The organism is Mycolicibacterium anyangense, from assembly GCF_010731855.1.
GTDB classification, from domain to species: Bacteria; Actinomycetota; Actinomycetes; order Mycobacteriales; family Mycobacteriaceae; genus Mycobacterium; species Mycobacterium anyangense.
Map to the genome: position 1 here is coordinate 3,165,875 of NZ_AP022620.1, position 11,250 is coordinate 3,177,124.

11 protein-coding genes are annotated in these 11,250 nt (G+C 68.5%); 4 read left to right on the top strand and 7 right to left on the bottom strand.

The genetic code is table 11. The annotated features are described in order from the left end of the window. The first annotated feature begins 128 nt into the window (after positions 1–128). Both G6N35_RS14810 and G6N35_RS14815 read left to right on the top strand, forming a co-directional pair. Complete coding sequence (locus G6N35_RS14810; protein ID WP_163807688.1) at positions 129–770, top strand: response regulator; 642 nt, start codon at positions 129–131, stop codon at positions 768–770. Next, positions 763–2,325, top strand: a complete 1,563-nt coding sequence (locus G6N35_RS14815) for a GAF domain-containing sensor histidine kinase (RefSeq protein ID WP_163804940.1) — start codon at positions 763–765, stop codon at positions 2,323–2,325. Before G6N35_RS14810 ends, G6N35_RS14815 begins: the two co-directional genes overlap by 8 nt. A gap of 18 nt (positions 2,326–2,343) precedes the next feature. Here G6N35_RS14815 and G6N35_RS14820 read toward each other — a convergent pair whose 3' ends face one another. Further along, on the bottom strand, positions 2,344–2,568 hold the full coding sequence (locus G6N35_RS14820) for a three-helix bundle dimerization domain-containing protein (RefSeq protein ID WP_246224316.1): 225 nt from the start codon (positions 2,566–2,568) through the stop codon (positions 2,344–2,346). A 145-nt stretch (positions 2,569–2,713) separates the two neighbouring features. Here G6N35_RS14820 and G6N35_RS27625 point away from each other — a divergent pair, with 145 nt between their 5' ends. Then, positions 2,714–3,088: a hypothetical protein gene (locus G6N35_RS27625; protein ID WP_163804942.1), complete on the top strand. Its 375-nt coding sequence runs from the start codon at positions 2,714–2,716 to the stop codon at positions 3,086–3,088. Here the strand turns inward: G6N35_RS27625 and G6N35_RS14830 are convergent. From G6N35_RS14830 to G6N35_RS14855, 6 genes are read right to left on the bottom strand one after another with little or no spacing between them, the layout of a single operon-like run. Next, positions 3,085–3,531, bottom strand: coding sequence for a type II toxin-antitoxin system Rv0910 family toxin (locus tag G6N35_RS14830; RefSeq protein WP_163804943.1), 447 nt, complete (start codon positions 3,529–3,531; stop codon positions 3,085–3,087). The genes G6N35_RS27625 and G6N35_RS14830 overlap by 4 nt on opposite strands. Positions 3,532–3,543: 12 nt before the next feature. Beyond that, the gene (locus G6N35_RS14835) at positions 3,544–3,756 is read right to left on the bottom strand and encodes an antitoxin (protein ID WP_163804944.1); all 213 of its coding nucleotides are present in this window, start codon (positions 3,754–3,756) and stop codon (positions 3,544–3,546) included. A 2-nt stretch (positions 3,757–3,758) separates the two neighbouring features. Further along, positions 3,759–6,200: an HAD-IC family P-type ATPase gene (locus G6N35_RS14840; RefSeq protein ID WP_163804945.1), complete on the bottom strand. Its 2,442-nt coding sequence runs from the start codon at positions 6,198–6,200 to the stop codon at positions 3,759–3,761. After that, positions 6,197–7,780, bottom strand: a complete 1,584-nt coding sequence (locus G6N35_RS14845) for a serine hydrolase (RefSeq protein ID WP_179967361.1) — start codon at positions 7,778–7,780, stop codon at positions 6,197–6,199. Before G6N35_RS14845 ends, G6N35_RS14840 begins: the two co-directional genes overlap by 4 nt. An 18-nt stretch (positions 7,781–7,798) precedes the next feature. Further along, entirely contained in the window at positions 7,799–8,905 is a 1,107-nt protein-coding gene (locus tag G6N35_RS14850; protein WP_179967362.1) for an MBL fold metallo-hydrolase, read from the bottom strand. A gap of 6 nt (positions 8,906–8,911) precedes the next feature. After that, on the bottom strand, positions 8,912–9,643 hold the full coding sequence (locus G6N35_RS14855; RefSeq protein WP_163804948.1) for an enoyl-CoA hydratase: 732 nt from the start codon (positions 9,641–9,643) through the stop codon (positions 8,912–8,914). A gap of 34 nt (positions 9,644–9,677) precedes the next feature. On the opposite strand from G6N35_RS14855, the gene G6N35_RS14860 reads away from it, so the two are divergent. Then, a complete protein-coding gene (locus tag G6N35_RS14860) occupies positions 9,678–11,183 on the top strand; it encodes a carboxyl transferase domain-containing protein (RefSeq protein ID WP_163804949.1) in 1,506 nt (501 codons plus the stop codon). The last annotated feature ends 67 nt before the right edge of the window (positions 11,184–11,250 follow it).

The following is an 11,250-nucleotide window of genomic DNA, read 5'->3' on the forward strand; positions in this document are numbered from 1 at the left end:
CTACGACAATCCCTGGTCGGGGCCCTCCAATGCCAGTAGTCTTGGGCCCCTGCCGGCAAGGCGTTGGTCAGGTGTTTTCGGGACCAAAGTCCCTACCCGGCCGGGACGCTTTCAGGCTCTACTGCGGTGTGATCACGGTGTTCCTGGTCGACGACCACGAAGTGGTGCGACGCGGTCTGGCCGAACTCCTCGGCAGCGATCCCGAACTGAGCGTGGTGGGCGAGGCCGGCACGATGACCGAAGCCCTGTCCCGTATTCCGGCGGCCCGCCCCGACGTCGCCGTGCTGGACATCCGGTTGCCCGACGGCAGCGGCATCGACCTGTGCCGGGAACTGCTGGCCACCCAGGACCAACTCCGCTGCCTGATCCTGACCTCGTTCACCGACGAGCAAACCATGCTGGACGCCATCCTGGCCGGTGCCAGCGGATATGTGGTCAAGGACATCCGCGGGATGGAGCTGGCCCAGGCGATCAAGGCCGTCGGTTCGGGAAAGTCGTTGTTGGACAACCGTGCCGCCGCCGTGCTGATGTCGCGGCTGCGCCGCGACACCGAGCAGGACGAGCGGCTGCGGGACCTGTCGGCCACCGAACGCACCCTGCTGCAGCTCCTCGGCGAGGGCCTGACCAACCGGGAGATCGGGCAGCGAATGTTCTTGGCGGAGAAGACCGTCAAGAACTATGTGTCACGCCTGCTGACGAAGCTGGGGCTGAGCGGGCGTACCCAGGCCGCGTTGTTCGCCGCAGAGACGCTGGGCCGCAGCGGTGTTTGACATCGAGGTCCGCGACGGCCTGGTCGACGCGATGCTGGCCGTGTCGTCCGGGCTGGAACTGGAACGCAAGCTGCACACCATCGTGCACACCGCGATGGGGCTGGTGCAGGCCCGCTACGGTGCGCTGGGCGTGATCGGCACCGACCCCCAGCCGGTGCTGGAACGGTTCGTCTTCGAGGGGATCGACCAGCCGACCGCCGAGAAGATCGGTCCGCTGCCCACCGGTCACGGCATGTTGGGCGTGCTGCTCAACAGCCCGAAAGTCATTCGCGTCGAAGACCTTTCCAAACATCCGTCGTCCATCGGGTTCCCGGCCAACCATCCGCCGATGCGCAGCTTCCTCGGCGTGCCGATCCGGATCCGCGAGCAGGTGTTCGGCAACCTGTACCTGACCGAGAAGGCCGACGGTGCCGCATTCACCGAAGCCGACGAACTCCTGGTGCTGGCCCTGGCGGGTGCGGCCGGTATCGCCATCGACAACGCGCGGCTCTACCAGGCGGCCAACACCCAGCAACTGTGGATCGAGGCCACCCGCGACATCAGCACTCAATTACTGGCCGGCCAGGACCCCGATGCCGTGCACCGCGAGATCACCGCCAAGGCGATGGCGCTGACCGGTAGCGAGTACAGCTTCTGCATGACGCCCGACGAGTCCGGCGAGTTGGTGGTCACCGACTCGACCCGCGAGGACCTGCTGGGCCGGCGCGTCGCGAAGACCGGGTCCACCGTGGGGCTGGCGTTCTCCGACTGTATCGCCATGTCCGTCAACGACTTCGACGATCTCGGGGAGGCCTGCGGGTCAGCGCTCGTGCTGCCGGTGTGCGAACCGAACACCGCCACCGGGGTACTGGTGTGCGTGGCTCCGGCGGGCCGGCACTTCACCGAACACGAGCTGGACATGGCCGGGGCGTATGCCTCGCAGGCCGGCCTGGCGCTGCACCTAGCCAACGCCCAGCGCCGGATGCGCGAACTCGACGTGCTCACCGACCGTGACCGGATCGCCCGTGACCTGCACGACCACGTGATCCAGCGGCTGTTCGCCGTCGGCCTGTCCTTGCAGGGCGCGCTCGGCGCCAATGCCGAGGACGGCACCCGGCGGGTCACCGGGGCACTCGACGACCTGCAGGAGGTTGTCCAGGAGATCAGGACCGCGATCTTCGACCTGCACGGCGGGTCGGTGACCCGGTTGCGTCAGCGCATCGAGCAGGCCGTCACCAGGATGACCACCGACTCACCGGTGCGACCGGCCGTGCACGTCAGCGGACCGCTGTCGGTGGTCGACGCGGCACTGGCCGATCATGCCGAGGCGGTGGTCCGCGAGGCGGTCTCCAATGTGGTCCGTCATGCCGGCGCCCGGTCGGTGACCGTCTCGGTGACCGTCGACGACGACCTGACCATCAGCGTGACCGACGACGGCGTGGGCATCAGTGCCGACATCACCCGCAGCGGCCTGGCCAACCTGGGCGCCCGCGCCCACGAATGTGGCGGTCAGTTCACCATCGCCCCGCAGCCCGGCGGCGGAACCCGGCTGGTGTGGTCGGCGCCACTGCCTTAGCTGAACTGCCCTAGCCGGTCAGGCCGAGATCTCGACGACGGGGTGTTGGCCGAACTCGGAGCGGCAGTAGCGCTCGACGAACAGCGGCACATAGTCCCGGATCCGGGCACCGTCGAACCGGCTGTGCGCGACGTCCACGGTCTCGGAGATCACGTGCTCGGGCACGTAGGGGAACTCGTCGGCGAGGCGCTGCACCACCTGTGCCATCTGGCGTTGTTCTTCGGCACGTTCCACGCCCGTCATCATCGAACGCCGAGGGCCGTTTACGCAACCGTCGATAGGTGATCTCGATGACAAGGCGTCGACGACTTGGTGAACGTAAAAAGTTGCCGCGGCAATGACTTCGGCTCGTTGCGCGGGCGCAAGAACGGTCGGATACAGTTCGCGCGTGACCCCACTGAGGAGCCGCGAGCAGCGCGTAGAACCCCTGTCTGAATCGGCGAATCGCCAGCAGGCCGAACACTTGCGTGAGATGCTGCTGGCCCAGTGTGACGAGCTCGACGCCGACCTGGTCACCTATGGTTCGGCCCTGGAGCGCTACCAGCGCCGCGGCGAACAGACCCAGGCCCGGCGCATCCGCGGCATGATCCGCACCGCGGAGCGCGAGCGCAGGGCGGTCCAGGACCTCATCGCCAACCTGGAGCAGCGGTTCCTCGAGACGGGTCCCGCCCGGCCGCAACCGGCGTCGAACCCGGCCCGGCACCCGGTCAACCGGGTGCACCCGCACCCGAGCCCGCACCGGGTCATCCGGGCCGGCCGCTAAGCGGGCGAGAACACCGTCACGAACCGGTCCAGCGACTCCTTGATGTCGCTGCGCAGCGCACCGGCCACCAGCATGCCGATCGGCCCGAACAATGCCGGACCGCCCAGGTGGACATCCATGGTGACCACCGACGAGTCGGCGTCGGTGTCGTGCGGCCGGACCTTGCCGATGAGTTTGACCTTCACTCCCCCGACGCCGGCCCCGTTGAGCGTCATCGCCTCCGGCGGCTTGAAGTGCACGATGGTCCACTTCACGCGGTTGGGCATGCCCTTGACCTCGACGATGGACTCCACCTCGGTGCCCTTGTCGAGGGTCTCGGGCAGCGTGGAGCGCCAGACCCGGTGAATGGTGAGCCATTCCTTGTACCGGGACAGGTCAGAGGCGTGCTGCCAGGCTTGCTCGGGCGGTAACGGAACGTCTACGGATACGGAGAGTTTCGCCATGCCTTATTTCTACTAGGCCGGCTTGTCGTCCGTGTCGGTCGTCTTCTTGACGGCCTCGGCGCCCTTCTCGACAGCGCTCTTCGCCGCATCCTGGACCTTGTCGACGGCCTCGGAGAACTTGCCCTGGGTCTTCTCGTCGATGATGTCGCCGGCCTTGTCGATCGCCGCCTCCACCTTGTCGGCGTTCTGGCTCAATACTTCCTTGGCCTTGTCGATGAAACTCATGGTCACCCTTTCTTCTCAACGCAACCAGGCTCAATCTTGCCCCCGGCCGATGGCCGCCACAAGGTTCGCGGTTCGCCGAGTACCCGCCCCTGGATCCACCACAGCGCCTCGATGATGATCGCCGCGACCAGGCCGATCGCCAGCGCCGTCGAGGTGGTCTGGACATTCGACGGGTCGAGCATGAACTCCTTGCGCGCCAGCGGAATGGCGAAGATCACCACGTAGGCCAGACCGGAGACGGCCACCAGGGCCACCCGCCACCACTGGTAGGGCCGGGCCACCACGGCCAGCACCCACACCGCGCCCATCAGCAGGGTGATCAGCGCGGCGGTCGAGGCCTGCATCTGCTCCACGGTGGTGGCGCTGTCGCGGTAGGCGATCACGTAGGACACGAAGGTCGCCAGGCCGATCACCACGCCCGACGGCAGCGCCGAGACCATCACCCGGCGCACGAACCCGGTATGGGCACGCTCGTTGTTGGGTGCCAGCGACAGGATGAAGGCCGGGATGCCGATGGTGAACCAGGCCGCGATGGTCACGTGGATCGGCTGGAACGGATAGAGCAGCGGGTCGGTGCCGAAGAACTTCGATGACAGCCCCGCCAGCCCGACGAGCAGGGCCAGCAACACCGAGTACACCGTCTTGGTGAGGAACAGGTTGGACACCCGCTCGATGTTGCCGATCACCCGCCTGCCCTCACCCACGACGTAGGGCAGCGTGGCGAACTTGTTGTCCAGCAACACGATCTGCGCCACCGCACGCGATGCCGGGCTGCCGGAGCCCATCGCCACACCGATGTCGGCATCCTTGAGCGCGAGCACGTCGTTGACGCCGTCGCCGGTCATCGCGACGGTGTGATCGCGGGACTGCAGCGCGTGCACCATGGCCCGCTTCTGGTCCGGGCGCACCCGCCCGAAGGTGGTGTACTCGGCCATCGTGTCGGCCAGTTCGTCGGGTTCGGACGGCAGCTGACGGGCGTCCATGGTCTCGCCCTGAAGCCCGAGCGAACCGGCCACCGCACCCACCGAAACCGCGTTGTCGCCGGAAATCACCTTCACCGAGACCTGCTGGGAGGCAAAGTATTCCAAGGTGTCACGGGCGTCCGGGCGGACCCGCTGCTCCAGGACCACCAGGGCGACGGGAGTGACGGTGCCAGGTGCCTGCGGGCTGTCGACCGGGACGTCACTGGAACCGAGCAACAGCACCCGCAGCCCGCGCGAACCGATCTCCTCGGCCTGCGCGGCAGCCGGCGAGTCCGGGTCCAGCAGCACGTCGGGCGCACCGATCAGCCAGTTGCCGTGCTCGCCGTAGGACGCGCCGCTCCACTTGGTGGCCGACTTGAACGGCGCGCTGGCTGTGGTGGTCCAGCCCGGCGGGTCGGGATACGCCTCACCGATGGCCTGCATGCTGGCGTTGGGCTTCGGATCGTCGGCCACAAGGGCGCCAAGGACTTTCGCGACCAGATCGGGAGTGACGTCGGTGCCCTCGGCGGTTACCGACGCCACCTCGGACAACCGCATCCCGTTCTCGGTGAGGGTTCCGGTCTTGTCCGCGCACACCACGTCGACGCGGGCCAGGCCCTCGATGGCGGGCAGTTCCTGGACCAGGCACTGGCGCCGGCCAAGCCGGACCACCCCGACGGCGAAGGCGATCGACGTCATCAGCACCAGACCTTCCGGGACCATCGGCACCAGCGCACCGACCATCCGCAGCACCGACTCCCGCCAGCCGACCCCGGTGGTGAACAGCTGGGTGTAGATGGTCAGCAGGCCCGCCGGCCACAGCAGGTAGGTGATGAACTGCAGGATCTTGTTGATGCCGCTGCGCAGTTCGGACTTCACCAGGGTGAACTTGCTGGCCTCCTCGGCCAGCCGGGCCGCGTAGGCCTCCCGGCCCACCTTGGTGGCCCGGTAGGCACCGGTGCCCGCGACGACGAAACTGCCCGACATCACCGCGGCGCCGACGTCTTTGGGAATCGGGTCGGCTTCACCGGTCAGCAGCGACTCGTCGACCTCCAGCATCGATGCCTCGAGCAATTCACCGTCGACCACGATCTGGTCACCGGGCCCCAGTTCGATGATGTCGTCGAGGACGACCTCGTTGGGCGCCAAGGGTTTCGTGCCCGACTGGCGGCGCACGGTGGGTTTGGCCTGCCCGACGATGGCCAGGTTGTCCAGGGTCTTCTTGGCCCGCAGTTCCTGGATGATGCCGATGCCGCTGTTGGCGATGATGAGCAGGCCGAACAGCCCGTTGATCAGCGATCCGGTGGCCAGCACAATCAGCAGCAGCACACCGAGGATGGCGTTGATCCGGGTGAAGACGTTGGCCCGGACGATCTCGTTGACACTGCGCGACGCCCGGCTGGGGACGTCGTTGGTCTTACCTTCGGCGGTGCGTGCGGCGACCTCGGCGTCGCTCAGACCGGTCGCGGTGCTGGCAGTCATTTGGTGAAAGTGCCCATCTTCTCGTCGTCGTAGTACTCCAGCGTGAGTTTGTCGCCGTCGAAACGGGCCGCGGAAATGCTTCCGGGCGGCGAGTTTTCGTCGACGAAGCTCAGGGCGAACTCATCACCGTCCCAGTGGGTCAGCTCGAAGGTCTGCCCCTTGGGTCCCAGTGCCACGGTGAGCTTGCCGTCCTTCTCGGCGACGGTGGCCGGCCCCCAGAACGCATTGGCGTAGGTGCCGGCGTAACTGGCCAGCGGCTTGGCCGGCGCGGCATTGGCCGGCGGCTGCTTACCGGACAGCGACCCCACCGGCGCGTCCATCGTGGCGAAGGCATCGCCGTAGAGCTTGCGCCAGTCTTCGCGGACCTGGCCGAATTGGACGAGGTCGGCGAACTCAGCGGTCAGCGTCTCCGGGATCCCGCGCGGGGTGGCGTTGGTCAGCGCGACGATCGCGACATCGGCCGACGGGATGATCACGAAGTTCGTTCCGCTTCCGAGTTCGAAGGCCCCGGAATGGCTGATCTCAGTGCGCGCCGCGGAGGTGGTGCCGACGTTGAATCCGTAGCCGTAGAAACCCGACCGCATGGCCGGCTCACTGGGCGGGCTGGACACGATCTGCGGAGTCAGCGCCGGCAGCAGCGCGGCGGGATCCACGATCTGCCGGCCGTTGTAGGTTCCGTTGGCCAGCAGCATGGTCAGCCAGTGCGTCATGTCGTTGACCGACGAGCTGACCCCGCCCGCCGGAGACTCCGGATCGGGGTCACGCTGGTAGCGCGGCTGGTAGCCGCCGTCGATGCGGATGTGACCGAGCGCCTTGTCGGCGCGGGCCTCGAAGTCGGCGAACGTTGAACTGGTGGAGGCCATCCCCAGCGGCCGGTAGAGCACCTCGTCGCTGAGATCCTCCCAGGACTTACCCGCTGCGGCAGCAACGGCCTCGGCAGCGGCGGTGAGCCCGAAGTTGGTGTAGGCGTAGGAGATTCGGAACGGGCTCAGCGGATAGTTCCGCAGCCGCTCCAGCACGGCGCGGCGGTCGTAGCCCAGGTCCTCCAGCTTGTCACCGGCGTGGTCGGGCAGACCGGAACGGTGCGAGTACAGGTCACCGATGGCTACCATCCTGGTGACCGCCGGATCGGACAGCGCGAACCAGGGCAGCTTGTCGACCACCGGGGTGTCCCAGGTGATCGCCCTGGTGCCAACCTGATGGGCCACCACGGTGGACCCGATCGACTTGGACACCGAGGCCAGCTGGAACACCGTGTCGGGATCCACCTTGTTCGACGGGTCATCGGCGGGCCTGGTGTTGTCCTTGACACCAAATCCCTTGGCGTACACCGTCTTCCCGCCGTGAACGACCGCTACAGCCATCCCCGGGATACCGGAGGACCTCATCAGGTCTGCGGCGATCCCGTCGAGTTTGGCCACCGCGTTGTCGACGGCGTTGTCCGGCAGCGCCATCGCAGGCACCAGGGGCGGCGGAACGTCGGAGGGCACGGTGGCGGGTTCAGACTTGGGGCTGGTGCTGCAGGCGGTGAGAGTGGCCAACAGAACGACGGTCACGAGAAGTCTGCCCAGAGCGGTCATGGCTTGCACCGTAGTGCGTCAGGGCCGCCACCACCGCTCTATCCCTGGTGATGCCGTGGTGACCACCCGCCCGCCCGGCTTGGGGATCGCGACCGGAATTCCGGCGGCGTCGGCCGCGGTGAGCAGCCGTTCGACCGGCTCGGCCCACGGGTGCGGGGCCAGCCGGAAGGTGCACCAGTGCACCGGCACGAGCAGGCCGGCATCGGTGACGTCGCGGTGCGCCTGCACCGCCTCCTCGGGGTTCATGTGGATATCGGGCCAGGAGTTGTTGTAGGCCCCGATCGGCATCAGCGTCAGGTCGAAGGGGCCGTGCGCGGCGCCGATGTCGGCGAAGCTGCGGGTGTAGCCGGTGTCGCCGCCGAAGTAGGCGCGATGGCGGGGCCCGATGATGGCCCAGGACGACCACAACGTGGTGTTGCGGGTCAGGAACCGCCCCGAGAAGTGCCGCGCCGGGGTGCACACCAGGGTCAGGTCGCCGATACGGGTCTCTTCGTGCCAGTCCAGTTCGATCACCCTGCCGTCCGGGATACCCCAGTGCCGCAGGTGAGCGCCCACTCCGAGCGGGACCACGAACGGGGCGCGCTGGCTGCGGGTCAGCGCCAGCGCGGTGTCCATGTCGAGGTGGTCGTAGTGGTCGTGGCTGACCACCACGGCGTCCAGTGCGGGCAGGGCTTCCAGCGGGGTGGGCACCGGGTGCAGCCGTTGCGGGCCGACCGCGCGCGACGGGGAGCATCGCTGGCTCCAGATCGGGTCGGTGAGCACCCGGTAGCCGTCGATCTCCAGAAGTGCGGTGGAGTGGCCCAGCCAGCTCACCGCCAGTGGTTCGGGCGGCGCGGGCACCGGCGGCTCGTCGAGCGGGATCGTGCTCCGCGGACGGCTGGCCGAACGGCTCGACAGCATGTCGAACAGGACGAGGCGGTTCTCCTCGGCGTCCAGCCGCAGCGGCGAGGCCGGCTCCAGGTTGTGGAAGACCCCGTCGCGGTAGTGCGGCGAACGGCCGGCGACCGGGCCGATCAGGCCGGGCCCGGCGCCCAGCGAGGCGGGCGCGTCGTTGAGAGCGCGCAGGACCCACCCGCCGGTGGCCAGCGATGCGGTCCCGGCGGCGAAGCGCAGCGCCGCCCTCAACAAGTCCTAGGCCCCCTGGAACTTCGGGGCGCGCTTCTCGATGCGCGCCACCTGGGCTTCGATGACGTCCTTGCTGCCCCAGGCCTTGTCGAACAGTTCCTTGTGCAGCGGACCCTGCTCCTCGTAGGCGCCGTCGTCGTTCAGTACCCGCTTGGACGCCTGCAGCGACAGCGGGGCGAACCCGGCGATCTCGGCGGCCCAGGTCTGCGCGTCGGCCAGATCACCGATCCGGTTGGCCATCCCGGTCATCAGCGCGGTCTGCGCGTCAAGCCGCTCGGCGGCCAGCAGCATGGCCCGCGCGCGGCCGTAACCGGCCAGCGAGCTCAACCGTCGCACGCTCCAGTTATCCAGTGCCAGGCCGTATTTCGCGATCGGAAACTGGAAGTACGCCTCCGGTGCCACCACCCGCAGGTCGCAGATCATGGCCAGCTGGACGCCGGCGCCGATGGCCGGACCGTTGATGGCGCCGATCACCGGCATCGGTACGGCGTCGATGGCCTTGTTCAGCGCGATCGCCTTGTCGGGGAAGTCCGCGGCGAACACGTCGCCGGACAGGTCGGCGCCGGCGCAGAACACCGTGCCCTGCCCGGTGATCACGATGGCCCGCACATCGTCGGCCGCCGCCTTCTCCACGGCGTCGCGCAACGAGTCGACCAACTCGGAGTTCAGCGCATTGCGCCGCTCGGAACGCTGCAGCTCGATGGTCGTCACATCACCCACACGGTTGACTCCGATCATGAAACCCAGAGTACTGGGCCGTTAACCTCGTCTGGTGAGTCGCATCGGGGCAGTCGAACTGCGCGACGCTGTCCTGGACGCCGGGTCGTTCCGCAGCTGGGACGACGCGCCGCTGGAGGTGCCCGTCGATCAGGTCTACGCGGCCGAGCTGGCCCGGGCCCGGGCGGCCACCGGGCTCGACGAGTCGGTGCTGACCGGCGAGGGCACTGTATTCGGCCGCCGGGTGGCCGTGGTGGCCTGCGAGTTCGACTTCCTGGCCGGGTCGATCGGCGTGGCCGCGGCCGAACGGATCACCGCCGCCGTGCAGCGCGCGACCGCGGAGCGTCTTCCGTTGCTGGCCTCGCCCAGCTCGGGCGGCACGCGCATGCAGGAGGGCACCGTCGCCTTCCTGCAGATGGTCAAGATCGCCGCCGCCGTCACGCTGCACAAGCAGGCGCATCTGCCCTATCTGGTGTATCTGCGCCACCCGACCACCGGTGGGGTGTTCGCCTCGTGGGGGTCGCTAGGCCACATCACCGTCGCCCAGCCCGGCGCGCTGATCGGCTTCCTGGGCCCGCGGGTCTACGAACAGCTCTACGGGGAACCCTTCCCCGCCGGCGTGCAAACCGCCGAGAACCTGCTGCGCCACGGTGTCATCGACGGCGTGGTGGACATCGACCTGCTGCGCCCGACGCTTGACCGGGCGTTGAGCGTCATCGCCGATACACCCGGGCCCGCACCGGATGCCGCTGCGGCCGAGCCGATCCCGGACGTGCCGGCGTGGGGTTCCGTGGTGGCCTCCCGACGCCCGGACCGGCCGGGTGTGAGCTGGTTGCTGCGGACCGGTGCCACCGACCGGGTGCTGCTGTCCGGGACGCACGGCGAGGCCGCCTCCACGGTGCTGGCGCTGGCCCGCTTCGGCGGGCAGCCCGCCGTCGTCGTCGGCCAGCGGCGCGTCACCGGCGGGCTCGATCCATCCCCGGGTCGCTTCGCTCCTGCCCACCGGACCGGCCCCGCCGCCCTCGCCGAGGCCCGCCGCGGCATGGCACTGGCCGCCAGCCTGCAACTGCCGCTGGTCCTCGTCATCGATACCGCCGGCCCGGCGCTGTCGGCCGACGCCGAACAGAACGGCCTGGCCGGTGAGATCGCCCGCTGCCTGTCCGACCTGGTCACCCTGGACACCCCGACGGTGTCGGTGCTGCTCGGTCAGGGCAGTGGCGGCCCGGCACTGGCGATGGTGCCCGCCGACCGGGTGCTGGCCGCCCAGAACGGCTGGCTGGCGCCGCTGCCCCCGGAGGGCGCCAGCGCGATCGTCTTCCGCGATACCACCCATGCAGCGGAACTGGCTGGCGCACAAGGCATTCGGTCCGCGGATCTGTTGCGCAACGGGATCGTCGATGCGATCGTGCCTGAACATCCCGACGCCGCCGACGAACCAGTCGAGTTCACCCGCCGGTTGGGCACCGCGATCGCCCGCGAACTGCACGGCCTGCGCACGCAGCCGGCCGCCGACCGGTACGCGGCGCGGCTGGAACGCTACCGGCGCATCGGTCTGCCCTGACCCCCATTCCGCCGAAACCGACGAATGGGCGCGGAATCACGAGTGGAACCCGCCACACCGTCGATCT